This window comes from Alteromonas infernus, assembly GCF_902705815.1.
The window spans coordinates 224,059-240,278 of record NZ_CACSIG010000017.1; the positions used below are offsets into that span (position 1 = coordinate 224,059).

At 45.2% G+C, this 16,220-nt stretch carries 21 protein-coding genes; 9 read left to right on the plus strand and 12 right to left on the minus strand.

The window, feature by feature from the left end:
* Window positions 1-106 precede the first annotated feature (106 nt).
* Both sspA and ACX5J7_RS04800 read left to right on the plus strand, forming a co-directional pair.
* Window positions 107-739: a stringent starvation protein SspA gene (gene sspA, locus ACX5J7_RS04795; protein WP_015066277.1), complete on the plus strand. Its 633-nt coding sequence runs from the start codon at window positions 107-109 to the stop codon at window positions 737-739.
* Window positions 736-1,209, plus strand: coding sequence for a ClpXP protease specificity-enhancing factor (locus ACX5J7_RS04800; RefSeq protein WP_015066278.1), 474 nt, complete (start codon window positions 736-738; stop codon window positions 1,207-1,209). Before sspA ends, ACX5J7_RS04800 begins: the two co-directional genes overlap by 4 nt.
* A 338-nt stretch (window positions 1,210-1,547) precedes the next feature.
* Here the strand turns inward: ACX5J7_RS04800 and mgtE are convergent, their stop codons facing one another.
* The 12 genes from mgtE to ACX5J7_RS04860 all read right to left on the minus strand — a co-directional run bounded on the left by mgtE (window position 1,548) and on the right by ACX5J7_RS04860 (window position 10,928).
* Complete coding sequence (mgtE, locus tag ACX5J7_RS04805) at window positions 1,548-2,906, minus strand: magnesium transporter (RefSeq protein ID WP_071950822.1); 1,359 nt, start codon at window positions 2,904-2,906, stop codon at window positions 1,548-1,550.
* A gap of 171 nt (window positions 2,907-3,077) precedes the next feature.
* Window positions 3,078-3,350, minus strand: coding sequence for an HPr family phosphocarrier protein (locus tag ACX5J7_RS04810; RefSeq protein WP_020745388.1), 273 nt, complete (start codon window positions 3,348-3,350; stop codon window positions 3,078-3,080).
* Complete coding sequence (rapZ, locus tag ACX5J7_RS04815) at window positions 3,350-4,195, minus strand: RNase adapter RapZ (RefSeq protein WP_012517336.1); 846 nt, start codon at window positions 4,193-4,195, stop codon at window positions 3,350-3,352. The genes ACX5J7_RS04810 and rapZ overlap by 1 nt, the downstream gene beginning before the upstream one ends.
* An 88-nt stretch (window positions 4,196-4,283) precedes the next feature.
* Window positions 4,284-4,727: a PTS IIA-like nitrogen regulatory protein PtsN gene (ptsN, locus tag ACX5J7_RS04820; RefSeq protein ID WP_498706283.1), complete on the minus strand. Its 444-nt coding sequence runs from the start codon at window positions 4,725-4,727 to the stop codon at window positions 4,284-4,286.
* 13 nt (window positions 4,728-4,740) lie between these two features.
* Window positions 4,741-5,028 carry a ribosome hibernation promoting factor gene (gene hpf / locus ACX5J7_RS04825; protein WP_012517338.1) on the minus strand — a complete coding sequence of 96 codons (288 nt, stop codon included), beginning with the start codon at window positions 5,026-5,028 and terminating at the stop codon, window positions 4,741-4,743.
* Window positions 5,029-5,058: 30 nt separating this feature from the next.
* Window positions 5,059-6,540 (minus strand): RNA polymerase factor sigma-54, encoded by a 1,482-nt coding sequence (locus tag ACX5J7_RS04830; protein WP_020742939.1) that lies wholly within the window; start codon window positions 6,538-6,540, stop codon window positions 5,059-5,061.
* 73 nt (window positions 6,541-6,613) lie between these two features.
* On the minus strand, window positions 6,614-7,339 hold the full coding sequence (lptB, locus tag ACX5J7_RS04835; protein ID WP_012517340.1) for an LPS export ABC transporter ATP-binding protein: 726 nt from the start codon (window positions 7,337-7,339) through the stop codon (window positions 6,614-6,616).
* Window positions 7,340-7,341: 2 nt separating this feature from the next.
* Window positions 7,342-7,896: a lipopolysaccharide transport periplasmic protein LptA gene (gene lptA / locus ACX5J7_RS04840; protein ID WP_020745391.1), complete on the minus strand. Its 555-nt coding sequence runs from the start codon at window positions 7,894-7,896 to the stop codon at window positions 7,342-7,344.
* Window positions 7,865-8,443 (minus strand): LPS export ABC transporter periplasmic protein LptC, encoded by a 579-nt coding sequence (gene lptC / locus ACX5J7_RS04845; protein WP_012517342.1) that lies wholly within the window; start codon window positions 8,441-8,443, stop codon window positions 7,865-7,867. The genes lptA and lptC overlap by 32 nt, the downstream gene beginning before the upstream one ends.
* Window positions 8,440-8,988: a 3-deoxy-manno-octulosonate-8-phosphatase KdsC gene (gene kdsC / locus ACX5J7_RS04850; RefSeq protein ID WP_012517343.1), complete on the minus strand. Its 549-nt coding sequence runs from the start codon at window positions 8,986-8,988 to the stop codon at window positions 8,440-8,442. The genes lptC and kdsC overlap by 4 nt, the downstream gene beginning before the upstream one ends.
* Window positions 8,989-9,969, minus strand: a complete 981-nt coding sequence (locus ACX5J7_RS04855; RefSeq protein ID WP_012517344.1) for a KpsF/GutQ family sugar-phosphate isomerase — start codon at window positions 9,967-9,969, stop codon at window positions 8,989-8,991. It lies immediately after the preceding gene.
* Between the two features lie 2 nt (window positions 9,970-9,971).
* Entirely contained in the window at window positions 9,972-10,928 is a 957-nt protein-coding gene (locus tag ACX5J7_RS04860; protein ID WP_012517345.1) for a calcium/sodium antiporter, read from the minus strand.
* 583 nt (window positions 10,929-11,511) lie between these two features.
* Here ACX5J7_RS04860 and mlaF point away from each other — a divergent pair.
* The 7 genes from mlaF (at window position 11,512) to murA (ending at window position 16,219) form a co-directional block, all read left to right on the plus strand.
* A complete protein-coding gene (gene mlaF, locus ACX5J7_RS04865) occupies window positions 11,512-12,312 on the plus strand; it encodes a phospholipid ABC transporter ATP-binding protein MlaF (protein WP_012517346.1) in 801 nt (266 codons plus the stop codon).
* Window positions 12,309-13,085, plus strand: coding sequence for a lipid asymmetry maintenance ABC transporter permease subunit MlaE (mlaE, locus tag ACX5J7_RS04870; protein WP_012517347.1), 777 nt, complete (start codon window positions 12,309-12,311; stop codon window positions 13,083-13,085). The genes mlaF and mlaE overlap by 4 nt, the downstream gene beginning before the upstream one ends.
* 9 nt (window positions 13,086-13,094) lie before the next feature.
* Window positions 13,095-13,568, plus strand: coding sequence for an outer membrane lipid asymmetry maintenance protein MlaD (mlaD, locus tag ACX5J7_RS04875; protein WP_012517348.1), 474 nt, complete (start codon window positions 13,095-13,097; stop codon window positions 13,566-13,568).
* 118 nt (window positions 13,569-13,686) lie between these two features.
* Window positions 13,687-14,352 carry an MlaC/ttg2D family ABC transporter substrate-binding protein gene (locus ACX5J7_RS04880; protein ID WP_012517349.1) on the plus strand — a complete coding sequence of 222 codons (666 nt, stop codon included), beginning with the start codon at window positions 13,687-13,689 and terminating at the stop codon, window positions 14,350-14,352.
* Complete coding sequence (locus ACX5J7_RS04885) at window positions 14,349-14,657, plus strand: STAS domain-containing protein (RefSeq protein ID WP_012517350.1); 309 nt, start codon at window positions 14,349-14,351, stop codon at window positions 14,655-14,657. Before ACX5J7_RS04880 ends, ACX5J7_RS04885 begins: the two co-directional genes overlap by 4 nt.
* Window positions 14,658-14,686: 29 nt before the next feature.
* Entirely contained in the window at window positions 14,687-14,944 is a 258-nt protein-coding gene (locus ACX5J7_RS04890) for a BolA family protein (protein WP_012517351.1), read from the plus strand.
* A gap of 12 nt (window positions 14,945-14,956) precedes the next feature.
* On the plus strand, window positions 14,957-16,219 hold the full coding sequence (gene murA / locus ACX5J7_RS04895) for a UDP-N-acetylglucosamine 1-carboxyvinyltransferase (protein ID WP_015066281.1): 1,263 nt from the start codon (window positions 14,957-14,959) through the stop codon (window positions 16,217-16,219).
* The last annotated feature ends 1 nt before the right edge of the window (window position 16,220 follow it).

The following is a 16,220-nucleotide window of genomic DNA, read 5'->3' on the forward strand; positions in this document are numbered from 1 at the left end:
CGTGCTACCTGAAAACCCTTTTGTATAGGGTGTTCAGGTAGCACGAGTTAACGTAATAAGCTTACCGTTTGTAAGCGTAAACTTGTTTCTCGACGGAGGAAATTGAATGGCCGTAGCCGCGAATAAACGTTCTATTATGACGTTGTTCTCTGACACAATTGATATTTATAGCCACCAGGTGCGTATTGTGTTGGCAGAAAAAGGTGTGGGTGTTGAAATCAGCTACACAGATCCTAGCAACCTGTCTGAAGATCTGTTGGAGTTAAACCCTTACGGTACTGTTCCAACTCTAGTTGATCGCGAGCTTGTACTTTACAAGTCGCACATCATCATGGAATACCTTGATGAGCGTTTTCCTCATCCACCACTTATGCCGGTATATCCAGTATCTCGTGGTCAAAGCCGCCTGATGATGCACCGCATTGAACAGGATTGGTACTCACTTGCAGCTCGAATTTTCCGTGGCGAAGGTGACGTTGAAGCAGCACGTAACGATTTACGTGAAGCTTTGTTATCACTAGCTCCAGTATTTGGTGAAATGCCTTATTTCATGAGCGAAGAGTTCAGCTTAGTTGATTGCTACCTTGCTCCGCTATTATGGCGTCTACCTGCGTTAGGTATCGAATTGAACGGTGCTGGCAGCAAAGAAATTAACGCTTACATGAACCGCATTTTCTCTCGCAGTTCGTTTAAAGCGTCTTTGACTGACCAAGAGCGCGAGATCCACAACCCGCTATGACATCTATGACGTCAAACCAGCCCTATTTACTTAGGGCTTTTTATGAGTGGATTGTCGATAACGACCTAACGCCGTACATTGTGGTTGATGCCATGAACGAGTTGGTAGAAGTACCACAAGAGTTCGTAAAAGACGGTCAAATCGTCTTGAACGTATCGCCAAGTGCGTGTGTTAACTTTTCTCTTGATTTAGATGGCCTGTCGTTTCAAGCACGCTTTTCTGGGCAACCTAGAAGATTAAGCATGCCATGTGAGGCGGTAATGGCCATTTACGCGCGAGAAAACGGCGCGGGTACTGTGTTCGCGACAGAAGAAGATGTAGCGCGTGCTCAGCAAGAGCGCAGTGAAGAGCCTGAAGACTTATCACAACCAAGCGGTCCAACCTCTTTAGAAGACGCTGACGCAAGTGACGTGCAAGACGCGCCTGTACCACCTAAAAAGGGTAAGCCTACCCTTAAAGTTATTAAATAGCGGATTGAGCCGCTCGTATGGCCGCGATTTAAAAACTTTGTGAGTATTGAATTAGCCTGGCTTTGTGAAGCTTTTCGCGTAAGCAGAGCCAGCTATTATCCCTTCCATTATCCCTAACAGATACTTCACTTTAAACTCAAAGCACCTGTTCTACGCGTCGCTAATTGTTGTTGAACTATAAAATCTAAGAGTTGATAAAGTAAACACTATTGAAAACGGTGGGCAGCTGGTACAAACCGTATAGGGAGTAGATTACAGGCTCAATATCAACGGGCATACTGCCGAATCGCTTAGTGGCTAAGCAAGTATTTAACACCAGCTATTCTTCAAGCCTAGACTCAAATTAAAAATAAAGTTGCCGTACCTAGGAAGGCGAAAATACCGACTACATCGGTAATAGTGGTTAAGATAACGCTACCTGCTAGTGCCGGGTCTATTTTAAGACGCTTCATGATCATCGGTAATGTTGCGCCCGCTAACGCCGCAGCAATCATGTTTATCATCATGGCAAACGCAATGATAATGCCCAGCATGTAATCTTGTTTCCAGAGCGCAATGACAGAGGCAATTAAAATAGCCCATATAGCGCCATTTAAAAAGCCTATCGCGATTTCTTTACTGATCAGCCAGCGCGAGTTACTGGCATTAACGTGACCTAACGCCATACCGCGAATAACAAGGGTTAGGGTCTGGTTTCCTGCTACGCCGCCCATGCTTGGCACAATAGTGTTCAAAATAGCTAATACCGCTAATTGACTTAGCGCCGCTTCAAATAAGTCACTTACCATTGCAGCCATTAGCGCAGTAACAAGGTTTACTGCCAACCATACCGATCTGCGCTTAGTACTTTGCATGACGGGGGCAAAAGTATCTTCGTCGTCATCTAGACCCGCCATACTCATCATCGAGTGTTCGGCGTCTTCGCGAATGATATCTACCACGTCATCAATGGTAATTCGACCCACCAGCCGGTTGTTTTCATCAACCACTGGCGCTGATAGCCAGTTATAGCGCTCGAACAGACTGGCGACTTCGTCATCAGGCATATTCACCGGAATGGCTTCCGACTCTTCGTCCATGACATCTGATACCTTATTATCGGTTTCAGCGGTCAGTAAACGCGCTACAGGAACAATACCAACCAAGTTATCGGTTCGGTTAACTACGTAAAAGGTATCGGTGTTTTCCGGAAGCTCACCCTTCAAGCGAATATAGCGCAGTACCACATCAACCGTGACGTCAGGTCGTAAGGTGATGGTATCTGTGTTCATGATGAAACCAGCGGTCTCTTCACCATAAGATAGAGCTTGTTCTGCACGTAAACGGTCTTGCGCATCCATTGAGTCGAGAATGTCGGCAAGAACGGGCTCTGGCAGGCTGCTTAGCGTTTCGGCTAAGTCGTCGGTGTCCATCTCTTCAAGTGCATCAACCACATTGGCCGGAAGCATCTTGGTAATAATACCGTTTCGTACATCATCAGACAGTTCCTCTAAGATGTCGCCGTGAAAGTCGCTATCAATGAGTTCCCATAATTCGTCACGGGTTCTACTCGGGCTCGATTCCAGTATGTGGGCGACATCAGAAGGGGGAAGTTCAAGCAGAAGCTTACGTACTGAGACAAACTGACCGTTAGTCAACGCGGCATTAAGGGCGCGTAACTGGGTTTGTACGTATTTAGAAACAAGCGCTTCTGCCATAAGGCGTTATTCCTACCTGCTATTAAGATGAACGGTGAAGGCTTTAAAGCCTAAGTGGGCGTAGAATATCGCAATTACGATGAGTCTGTCATGAAAATTGCGTGGCTTTTGCGCAGTATAACTATAAAACGGCGCTAAACGTTTAATAAGTAATCAGGTGACGGATTTAAACTATTCGTCTTCGTTAAACTTACCTTCTATGAGCTCTTCAATGGCAGCAAGGGCGTCAACATCATCGTTTCCATCTACAATAACATTCACTTGTTCACCTTGATGGCTTTCCAGCATCATTAAACCAAGAACGCTGCTGGCGTCAGCCTCTTTATCGCCTTTCTTTAAAATAATTTTGGCGTCGAACTGATTAGCAAGCTTCACTAATTGGGTCGCTGCTCTTGCATGTAATCCCAGCTTATTTACGATGGTTAGCGTTTTTTTAATTGTCATTACTGGTTTAGCTCTCGATGGCGAATTTGTACATCTGGGTGTATTTCGCTGAAGGTTTTCGACAGAGTTTGGGCAATATACACAGAGCGGTGTTGCCCGCCTGTACAGCCAATAGCGACTGTTACGTAACTTCTGTTGTTGCGCTCTAGATGAGGTAGCCAGGTGGTAATTAAATTCTGAATTTGCCAAATGAACTTGGTAACAACGGGTTGAGAGCCTAAGAAAACCTCAACGGGTGCATCAAGCCCTGTTAGGTGCTTCAAGTCAGGCTCCCAGTGAGGATTAGGCAAAAAGCGCGCATCAAAAACATAATCGGCATCTTTCGGAATACCGTGTTTGAAGCCAAAAGATTCAAACACCAGCACTAAGCGGGAGCTTTTCTTACCCAGTATTCGCTCGCGTATCAACTCAGCAAGTTGGTGAATAGTCAGTTTGTCTGTATCTAAATATAAGTCTGCCCGTTCAGCGATAGGGGCTAGCAAGGCTGACTCTGCCCTTATGGCTTCAGATAGAGACTTATTGAGCTTCGCAAGGGGATGCAGACGTCGGGTTTCGCTGAAGCGTTTTACCAGCACATCATCGCTGGCATCGATATAGACAATGGTCATTGACCACGATGACGGAAGATAATCTAAAATTTCTACCAGATCATCAGGGTTTTTCGGCAAGTTACGCACATCAATGCTCACCGCCACTTGGTCGTATTCATCAACAACAGTGTGGGTTAGGGTAGGAAGTAGGTTTACAGGAATGTTGTCAACGCAGTAGTACCCTAAATCTTCCAATGCGCGAAGTGCGACAGACTTACCAGACCCCGAACGACCACTGATTATAATCAGCTTCACCTAACTTCTCCCAAATCTTCTGGTTTTATCGCATACGCTTTATTGTCTTAAGCGCCTTGGTCACGACCTCGCTAAGGCGCTTAAATCTTTAACTTAGTGCAGAAAGAATATCATCGCTTGTACTGGCACGACGTATCGCTTTAATCGTTTCTTTATCGCTTAGTTTACCGGCTACCGTGGCCAATGTTTGTAGATGGCCTTCGGTTTGCTCTTCAGGAACAAGTAACGCGAAAAATATATCTACCGGCTTTTCATCGAGCGCGTCAAAATTAATGGCTGGCGTACTGGTGACAACAATAGCTATCACCTTTTCTAAACCTGGCAAGCGCCCATGTGGTAACGCAATGCCATTGCCGATTCCTGTACTACCCATACGCTCTCGAGACATCAAACTATTAAGTACCGTTGCCTGATCGATGCTCTCGTTATTTTTGGCAGCGATATCTGCGATGATCTCAAGAATTCGCTTTTTACTATTACACTGAACCGCACACTCGGTGCGGTCCAGACTTACGATGGCTTGTATATCCATGCTTAATTAACTACTAATGTTTTTTCAGTTTTTCCTTATGCTTGATTACCTGCCGGTCGAGTTTATCAACCATGCTGTCAATCGCCGCATACATGTCGGTATTTTCTGAGGATGCGAATACTTCAGCGCCACTTAAATGAACGGTCGCTTCGGCTTTTTGATTTAATTTTTCAACGTTCAGGATGACATGCACATTAGAAATGTGATCAAAGTGACGTTCAAGTTTGCTGAACTTCGTATCGACATAATTACGCAAAGAGTCGGTGATTTCGACATGATGACCAGTAAGGTTGATTTGCATATTTCGTCTTCCTTATATTATTAAGCCCGTTTAAATGAGGCTTTTGCGTTGGTTCGACGGCGGGATCGACAACGATTCCCGGTACTTTGCTATTGTTCGCCGGGCAACTTTAATGCCTTGTTCGGCCAACAATGAAGCAATCTTGCTATCACTTAGCGGCTTGCTAGGCTTCTCAGCTGCCACTAATTTCTTGATCAATGCACGAATCGCGGTAGATGAACACTCACCACCAGACTCTGTTGCTACGTGGCTAGAGAAGAAGTATTTCAATTCAAATATACCACGTGGTGTATGCATATACTTTTGCGTTGTGACGCGTGAAATCGTTGATTCGTGCATATCTACCATTTCTGCTACATCGTTAAGCACCATAGGTTTCATCATTTCCGGGCCATGTTCAAAAAAGCCCATTTGCTGTTGCACAATACAGTTTGCCACCTTCATTAAGGTTTCGTTGCGAGATTCAAGGCTCTTAATGAACCACTTAGCCTCTTGCATGTGTGAGCGGATGAATTGTGAGTCGCTACTATTTTTGGCACGACGACTCATTGCAGCGTATTGTTGATTTACGCTCAACTTAGGCAGGCTGTCGGGGTTAAGCTCAACCACCCAACGGCCATTCTTTTTGGCGACCGAGACATCAGGAATAACGTACTCAGGCTCTTTAGTAACTAAAGCACTACCTGGGCGAGGATTCAAGGTTTGTAATAAACGCATTGCCTCGCGCAGCTGATCTTCCTTCAAGCGGCTCTTACGCATTAACGTGCGATAATCTTTACTGCTTAATAGGTCTGAATATTCTTCTATAAGCTGTTTGGCTTCGTTAAGCCATGGTGTGTCTTCTGAGAACTGGCGCAGTTGCACCATTAGACATTCCTGCGGCGAGCGGGAGCCCGAACCAATGGGGTCGAACATCTGAATACGCTTAAGTACGCATTCTATTTCGTCCATTTCTATAGGCTCTTCCATATCCTCAGAGTTTACCGCGTCAAGAATGTCTTCAAGGGTCACGGTTAAATAGCCAGACTCGTCAATAGAGTCGATAATTGCCGTAGCAATGGCGCGGTCAGTATCTGAGAAATGGGTCAATCGCATCTGCCACGACAAATGTTCCTGAATATCCTCGGTGGTTTCGCCTTGAAATATTTGTTCATCGTCATTTGAAGGACCTGGCGCTGGGGCCGATGACGCTGAATAGTATTCATCCCATGTGCTGTCGATAGGCAATTCATCGGGAAGGTCGTTTTTTTCTAACGCGTCACCCGCTTCCAATGTATCGCTAGACGCTGTCGCAGACGCTTCTGTCACGCTATCGTCGCTATCGATATTATTTTTTTCTACTTGCGGCTCGTCGTTACCTTCTTCAACTTCCAATAAAGGGTTTGAATCGAGGGCTTCTTGAATCTCCTGCTGAAGATCAAGCGTAGATAGCTGCAGCAGTTTTATCGCCTGCTGAAGCTGGGGTGTCATGGTAAGTTGTTGGCTAAATTTTAGCTGTAAAGATGGTTTCATCTACGTCTTATTTAAATGCTCTAAATTGAATACACCAGAGCGAAATTGAAAAATGACAATTCAGTTACACTAACTATAGCCTGAATTGTTCGCCTAGGTATACATCCCTTACTTTTTGATTACTTAAAACCTGTTCCGCTGTTCCTTGCGCGATAAGCTCGCCATGACTCACAATGTACGCTTTCTCACAAACATCCAATGTTTCTCGCACGTTATGGTCGGTGATAAGGATTCCAATACCCCTATCTCGAAGATGCTGTATTATCTTCTTTATATCATTAACTGATATTGGATCAACACCAGCAAACGGTTCGTCTAATAAAATAAATTGCGGATTAGCTGCTAGTGCGCGTGCTATTTCAACACGCCGTCGTTCACCACCGGACAAACTCATCCCTGTACTATTACGTATATGGTTAATATTAAATTCATCAAGTAGCGCGTCAGCTTCTTCTTCCTGCTGCTGTGAATTTAAATCTTTACGGGTTTGCAAAATGGCCATGATATTTTCATGTACCGTAAGCTTTCTGAAAATTGATGCCTCTTGCGGAAGGTAGCCAATTCCGCGGCGTGCACGCTCGTGCATGGGCTGATGAGTAAGCTCATTATCATCAATTTCAATCTTGCCTTTATCCAGGTTAACCAACCCCACAATCATATAAAATGTAGTGGTCTTACCAGCGCCGTTAGGCCCAAGTAAGCCAACAATTTGACCCGTCGAGACAGAAAGGCTGACGTCGCGTACTACCTGACGCGATTTATATGCCTTAGCAAGGTTGGTTGCGCTCAAAGTTGCCATTGCTATTGATTGTCCCCACTGTCTTTATCTTCTTTCTTCGATGATGCCTTGCGAATGGATTCAGGAGTAAATACCGTAGTCACTCGACCTTCTCCATTTTCGCCCGCACCACCAGTAGCAAGTAACTGCTCAGTAATCATGTCGAAAGTAATGTTGTCACCTTGCACTTTACTGGTGTCTTGTTGAAGTTCCGCGTTTCCTGAAAGAGAAATCGTGCGATTGATCACCTCATAACGAATTTCGTTTGCCTTAGCAGACACCGGAGTACCGTCTTCTAGTGTTTGAGAATAACTGGCTGGCTTTCCTCTGGCGATAAAAATTTCGCGGCCACTACCTTCACTCGCGATAACTTCCACTTCGTCGGCTTCAATTACCAGCGAACCCTGGGTAATCAGTACATCTTCTTTATACAACGCCGTTTTATTTTTACCGTCGATAAATTGAGTATTTGAGCCTATTTTAATGGGCTGCGAAAAATCATCTTCGCTTGCGTTTACCGCACCGCTAGCGATGACAAGTAAAAGGCTAGTTGCTAGGGGAATAAGTGGTTTGTACATGATCTAAAAGCTCGTATTCTTGTGTGCGTAAATTCGCGTTAAACCCATTGCTCAAAATGACATATTGGGTACCCTGTATTTCAACGACTTGATCAGATGTCATTTGTTTGGTGTCTAAATTAATCTGAATGTATTCGGTTGAGAGGCTTTTGACAAAGTCATCGCTGGTTTGGTTCTCGATAACAACCTGGTTTTCTAATTGAATCAGATCGTTGTTGTAGAGCGTTCCTTCTTGCGCCGTCACCACCCAAGGAGACGTAGCGTTCTCAGTATACAGTGTATACTTGGGCTGTTGGAACAATACAAAACCTAGCTGGTCGTAGTGCTCCATTGATTCGGCAAATACCTTGTGGTTTAACTCGCCTTCTTGGTTGTAAAGGGTAGTGGTCAAGTTCTTCGCTTTATAGGCAGGTTTTAAGGCGCCATTCTCGCTGCTGCCTTGTGATTCTGGCTGCTCTTCCATCCACGTAGGTACATACATCAGCAACGCCAAGATAAACAGCGCCGATATACTTAAGCCTAAGCGATTAAAGCCAAATTGGCTCATACACTTGCTCCAAAAATCTCATTCGCTACGCCTTTGGCGTGTAAAATAGTATCTGATATCTCGCGCACCGCGCCAAATCCGCCTGGCAAGGTGGTTATCCAGTTCGCTTGTTTTGCCACGAAAGGGTGTGCGTCGGCAACCGCTATTTTAATCGCCACATGCTTATACATGCCGGTATCAGGCATGTCGTCGCCCACCGCGGCAACCTCGTCAGCGCTTAAACCAAGATTTTCTATCAATGTGCTCAATGCGTCAGCTTTGTTTTCTTCACCTTGAATAATGTGGGCTACGTTGAGCGCACTCATTCTGTTTTCTACAATTGCGGAACGACGCCCGGTAATAACCGCTACGTTAACACCGTTACTGACTAGGGCTTTCACCCCATAACCATCACGAGTATGGAAAGCTTTCAGTTCTTCACCGTCGTTGCCTAAATAAATTCGACCGTCTGAAAACACGCCGTCCACATCACATACCAATAACTTAACGTTAGCCAGCGCATCGAAAAGCCCGTCATCCATTTCTGTGTACAAGGTTGTTGTCATTTATAGCACTCCAGCTTTAAGTAGCATATGCATGTTAAACGCGCCCACTGGTTTGTGCTCGTTATCCGTGACCATTAATGCACTAATCTTATGAGTTTCCATTAAGTTTAATGCTTCGACAGCAAGTTGTTCGGCTGTGGTTGTTTTACCGCCTTTGGTCATAACACTTTCGACGGTTGCGCTATGTACGTCAATGCGAGCATCTAAAATGCGCCGTAGATCACCGTCAGTAAATACGCCTGTTAGGGTACCATCAGTGTCAAGCACCCCAGTCATTCCTAGCCCTTTTTTAGAAATTTCGAGCAAAGCATCAGCCACCGATGCGTTTAACTCGATAAGCGGAATATCACTGCCAGTTAGCATGATGTCTCGCACCTTAAGCAACAGTTTACGCCCTAAGCTTCCCCCAGGGTGTGATAACGCAAAATCATCAGACGTGAACCCTTTCTGGTCAAGTAACGCAACGGCAAGCGCATCCCCCATTACTAATGTAGCCGTGGTGCTAGTAGTTGGAGCTAGACCAAGTGAACAGGCTTCTTTCTCAACGCTAATATCAAGGATGACATCAGCATGCTGCCCTAGCGAGCTTGAAGCACTGTTGGTCATGGCTACCACTGGAATACCTAAGCGTTTGACTACAGGCAATAAGTTTACAAGCTCATTGGTTTCACCAGAGTTGGATATGGCTAATAAAACATCGCCTTTGCCCAACATTCCTAGGTCGCCGTGATTGGCTTCACCAGGGTGCATAAAAAAAGCAGGTGTACCTGTGCTAGCCAGCGTGGCGGCAATTTTATTACCTATATGCCCAGATTTCCCCATACCGCAAACCACAACCTTTCCCTGACAGGCAAAAAGAATATCGCAGGCTGTAATAAAGTCGTCGTTTAAGCGCTCACTTAAATTGGCAATGGCCTGCGTTTCAATTTCAATAACGCGCTTCGCCGAGTCGATATAGTTCATCTGAGTTTGTGTATTCATGGTTATCCGAACAGCCAAAATTGGTAGCCGATAAAGCAGGCCAGAAATAAGCATCCGTTTGTTCTTGATATTGTACGCTTTCCTATTAAATCGAAACTGAACAGGAACAGTAATAGCGTTAAACCTAACATAACGTACATATCGCGATTATAAACGTCGGGGTCTAATAAACCGGGAGCAATGAGGCCAGGCATACCTAGCACAGCCAGCAAGTTGAAAATATTAGAGCCTATTATGTTGCCCAGCGCTAGGTCGTCTTCACCCTTTAATACGCCGGCAATACTCGCAGCAAGTTCAGGAAGACTTGTGCCCAATGCGATTATTGTTAAGCCTATGACTAGGTCTGATATTCCCATATATCGCGCAATTTCTACCGCAGAGTTCACTAAAAAGTGTGCACTTAAAGGTAATATAACAAGACCAACGCCTATCCAAATCAGCGCAGAGGTATTAGATACGCCTTTTGGAATCTCATCAGCGGTCTCTGCAACAAGGGGGTCTTCTTTATCAACCTGTAGTGACAACCATGCCATCATTGCCAGCACGAAAATGAATAGACCCAGCAAGATAATTCCTTCGTAAGACTTGAGTTCGCCGTCGAACATAAAGCCAATAGCAATTAATGAGATGATAAGAAGAGCAGGGAGTTCACGCTTTAACGTTGTAGATGACACTAGTAGCGGTTTAACTAGCGCGGTAATGCCTAGCACCAGAGCGATATTCGTTATATTGGAGCCTAATGCATTACCTACGGCGGTATTCATATTGCCATTCGCAGAGGCAATGGCAGAAACCACAATTTCAGGTGCCGAAGATCCCATAGCGACAATCGTTAACCCAATCATCATTGGAGATATGCCAATGTTTTTTGCTAATGCCGAAGCACCGTATACAAAACGGTCAGCGCTCCAACTCAGTATAACCAGCCCTACAATAAAAATGACGATGTTTAAAAGCACAACAACCTGTAATAAAAAGTATTTCGCTTGATTGTCGCAAAAAGAGTGCCATTTGCCTATGCTCGCAATGCTTTATTTTTAGCAAATAGGGTTAAATGCCGTAAATTCCCGCTGAAGAGGACATTAGACGCGGGGGCAGGCAGTAGAAATACCACATTCAGTTTCAGTTAATAAACAGGGAAATAGGATAGGAGTTGCGTGTGGGGATTTGCTTCGCTTGTTTCGCAGGGCTTAGGCAGGCCGCACTTAAACCCGAAAGACCTTACATTCGTCTTAATCGAACATAACTTGTAACTTTTTGACTTTGGCGAGGGTCTTGAAAACGCGTACAATGCCACAAAATTACACCGCCTAGTAAATAGAATTAGCCGGTTGGGTTAATAAACTACACTGCAGAGTAAACTTTCTCGGTATTTTGTGTTCTTAAAGTACACTATTGAGTATACTTTAAGGGCAATAGGTGCCGCAGGCATAGAAATTGAATACTCAGGTTGCTTGTATTCACTTAATAAATTTTAAAGTAGGCCGTGAGTATGATTCTTACAGCCATAATCTTACGTCAGGGGTCGACATTTAAGTAACTATGGATCATTTAGTTGAAGTAGATAACCTAACCTTTAAGCGTGGCGATCGCATCATTTACGATGAGATTTCGCTTAAGGTACCCAAAGGTAAAATTACCGCGGTAATGGGGCCAAGTGGAATAGGTAAAACCACCTTGTTGCGCCTTATCGGCGGGCAGTTAACGCCAGATCAAGGCGACGTTAAGTTCGATGGCGACTCTATTGTTTCCATGTCGAGAAAATCGCTGTATGAAACCCGACGTAGAATGAGCATGTTATTTCAAAGCGGCGCGCTTTTTACCGATATGAGCGTATTTGATAATGTGGCATTTCCTCTTCGAGAGCACACCAAACTAAGCGAAGATATTATTGCAACGATTGTCGCATTAAAGCTACAGGCTGTAGGTTTACGCGGTGCCGCTCAACTAATGCCAAGTGAACTTTCAGGCGGTATGGCAAGACGTGCAGCACTCGCTCGCGCAATCGCGCTTGACCCTGACTTAATTATGTACGATGAGCCTTTCGCCGGGCAAGATCCTATTTCGATGGGAGTACTGGTGAAGCTTATTCGCGAGCTCAATGATGCGCTTAACTTAACAAGCATTGTCGTAACTCATGATGTAACAGAAGTGCTCACCATTGCTGACTACATTTATATTCTGGCCGACAAACGCGTCATTGGTGAAGGCACGGCCCAAGAAATTAAAGAAAGTGACTCTGAACTGGTTCAACAGTTTTTGAAAGGGAAAGCGGATGGCCCCGTGCCTTTTCATTATCCTGCGCCTGATTTAAAAACGAGTTTTTTGGGAGCAGATAAATGAAGTTCTTTCAATCAACTGGGGCCAAGACCATAGGCAAGATAACGGCGATTGGCCGTGCGGCGCTTATGTTATTCGGCGCACTAATCGCGATTCCTAGAGCTAAAAATATTCCACTGACAATCAAACAGCTTTATGTGGTCGGTGTACAGTCGCTACTTATTATCATGGTGTCGGGACTATTCATCGGTATGGTTATGGCCCTACAAGGCTACACCATTTTGGTTGATTATGGCGCTGAAGGAAGTTTGGGCCCCATGGTGGCCCTGTCTCTTTTACGGGAACTCGGGCCGGTGGTTACCGCGTTGCTGTTTGCAGGTCGAGCAGGCTCTGCATTGACCGCAGAAATAGGCTTAATGAAAGCCACTGAACAGCTAAGTAGCTTAGAAATGATGGCGGTAGATCCACTAAGGCGTATCGTTGCCCCACGTTTTTGGGCCGGTATGCTCGCTATGCCAATGCTTGCCATTATTTTCAGTGCGATTGGTATTTTAGGCGGTCATTTAGTAGGTGTCGACTGGCTTGGCGTTGATGCCGGCAGCTACTGGTCAATCATGCAGTCAACGGTGGATTGGAACCAAGATGTCATTAACGGCGTAATAAAAAGCCTCGTGTTTGCCTTGGTTGTGACGTGGATTGCCATATTTAAAGGTTACGATTCTATTCCCACGTCGGAAGGGATCAGCAAAGCGACTACTGAAACGGTAGTCTATTCATCATTAGCAGTATTAGGGCTGGACTTCGTGCTAACCGCCCTTATGTTTGGTATCGAGTAGGGGATTGGAATGAGTAAGTATAAAACGGAAGTAATGGTTGGTGTGTTTGTCATGCTTACTATAGGTGCATTGTTATTATTGGCACTTAAAGTGGCAAACCAAACGGTGGCTACCGAAGGCGATACCTATACCTTATACGCGAAGTTCGACAATATTGGCGGCCTAAAACCACGTTCAGCGGTAAAAGTGGGTGGTGTAACAGTAGGGAGAGTTTCATCAATTTCACTCGACCAAGAAGATTTCACGCCGGTGGTAGAGCTGTCTATTTTAAATGAATACAACGGCTTTCCTGAAACCAGTTCGGTGTCTATTTTAACCTCTGGTTTACTCGGTGAGCAGTACGTAGGTTTCCAGCCTGGGTTTTCTTTTGATGGCGTCGCTAACCTACAAGACGGCGATTACCTTCAAGATACAAAGTCTGCATTAGTACTGGAAGACCTTATCGGGCAGTTTTTATTTAACCGCGGTAGCGACGAAGACTAGTTATTGCAACCGCGATGGATGAGCTATAAGCCGCCGCTTAAAAATTACAGAGGCTTGATGAAACAAAATCGATATTTGTCAGGTCTGCTTAAAAGAGTTTGAAGTTAGGAGAGATATTTTGAAAAAAATTATGGTAGCAATTGGCATCTTTATGATGTCTGTAGCGGGTGTAGCCAATGCACAAGACGTGAACGAGCAAAACCCTTATGAACTTGTTCAAGATGTGGCAAACCGAACCTTTGACCGCATTAAAGCTAACCAAGATGCAATTAAAGCTGACCCTGAAATGTTGCGTACTATTATGCAAGAAGAACTGGTTCCGCATATCGATTACAAATTTGCCGCTTTCATGGTGCTAGGCAAGCATTTTAAGTCTGTGCCGCAGGAAAAAATGGGTGAGTACATTAGCGTATTTCGTCAGTATCTGGTAACAACGTATGCGGTAGCAATGGGTTACTACGATAACCAAGAAGTTATTTTTGAGCCTGAATCATCGTTTGATGATAAAAAGTCGGTGACGGTACGCGCCGTGGTCCAAGATCCAAAACGCCCGGAAATTAAAATAGCGTTTAAAGTGCGCAAAGACAGCAAGACCAACGAATGGAAAGCGTATGACATGGTTGCTGAAGGTATCAGCATGCTTAACAGCAAACGCAGCGAGTTCGAGTCAATCCTGCGCCAAGAAGGCATTGATGCTGTTATTGCCCTAATGCGCGAAAAAATTGGTAAGCCTGTGGAGCTTAAGCAAGACGAGCCTATCGAAATCAAGGGAGAGGCTGAGTGAGCCTATTTGAGGTAAACGATAAAGGTGACGTGGTTGTTCACGGTCACCTTGACCGTGATACGCTGTCTAAAAACTTCTGGGAAAGCCTAGCGAGTAGTGAGCGCAATACGTTAGTTCAAAACCAACGTTGTTCAGTAGATTTGAGCGATGTAGAGCGTGCAGACAGTGCGGGTTTAGCTTGGCTTATTAATGCCGTTAGGGATGCAAAGCAAAATGGTGTTAGCATAACCCTTCATAAAATGCCGGAAAAGTTGCACAAGCTTGCAAAAATTAGCAACGCCGATGGCTTTTTACCCGTAGAATAAACACCAGTTAGCGAATAAAGAAGTAAGTTATGGAATTGTCTGAAATTGAAAAAATCTTGAAAGATGCCTTAGATCTTCACGAAGTCCACGTAAAAGGTGAAGGTTCGCATTTTAATATCATTGCAGTGAGCGATGCGTTTAATGAAATGAGTCGCGTAAAGCGCCAGCAGGCCGTGTATGCGCCTTTGGCGGATAAAATTGCAGACGGTAGTATGCATGCAATTACTATCAAGACGTTTTCAGTGAAAGACTGGGAGCGTGAGCGCCAGTTTAATATTCCTCAATAATAGGCGCTGCTCGTGGATAAACTCGTAATTAAAAAAGGCTCAGCCTTAAACGGAACTGTGCGTATCTCCGGCGCTAAAAACGCGGCGTTACCATTGTTGATGACAAGTTTGCTTACTGACTCTCCTTGTCGCTATACCAATGTTCCTCGCCTTCGCGATATTAACACTACTACCGCGCTGTTGCGTGAGCTAGGCGTTGAAGTTGCGCTTCCTGCTCCTAACGATATTGTTATTGATGCCAGTACACTTGAAAGCGTAACGGCGTCTTACGATCTTGTGCGTACTATGCGTGCGTCAATTTTAGTACTAGGCCCGCTTCTCGCGAAGCAGGGTAAAGCGAATGTATCATTACCGGGTGGCTGTGCTATTGGAGCTCGCCCTGTAAACCTTCATTTAACTGGCCTTGAAAAAATGGGCGCAAAAATTGAAGTGGACGAAGGTTATATTCGCGCTGAAGTTGATGGTCGCCTTAAAGGCGCGCGTATCTTTATGGATATGGTGAGCGTGGGCGCTACGGAAAACTTACTGATGGCAGCGGCCCTGGCTGACGGTACTACCATCCTAGAAAACGCAGCACGTGAACCGGAAATTGTTGACCTAGCAAACTGCCTTATTCAGATGGGCGCTAAAATTAGCGGTGCCGGAAGCGATAAAATTACTATCGAAGGTGTGGAAACACTCAATGGTTGTGATTATGCCGTGTTGCCTGATCGCATTGAAACAGGGACTTTCTTAGTGGCGGCTGCCGTCACAGGTGGCAAAGTTCGCTGCACAAATGCTGCGCCAGATACTCTTGATGCCGTGCTTGATAAGCTAGAACAAGCCGGAGCAAAAATTACCACAGGTGAAGACTGGATTGAACTCGACATGGAAGGGCGGAAGCCTCAAGCTGTAAGAGTTAAAACCGCACCGCACCCGGCATTTCCAACCGACATGCAGGCGCAGTTTGTTACCTTAAACTGTGTTGCCGAGGGCACGGGCGTAATTACGGAAACGATTTTCGAAAACCGCTTCATGCACGTACCTGAACTGCAGCGTATGGGGGCTGAAATTGCGCTTGAAGCTAACTCTGCGGTATCGAAAGGCAGCTCAAGCCTTAAAGGCGCACCCGTGATGGCAACAGATCTTCGCGCGTCGGCAAGCTTAGTGATAGCGGGGCTTATTGCCGAAGGTGAAACTCATGTAAACCGCATTTACCACTTAGACCGTGGTTACGAAGCAATAGAAGAAAAGCTAGGCGGGTTGGGTGCCATTATTGAGCGCGTTAAAGAGTAAT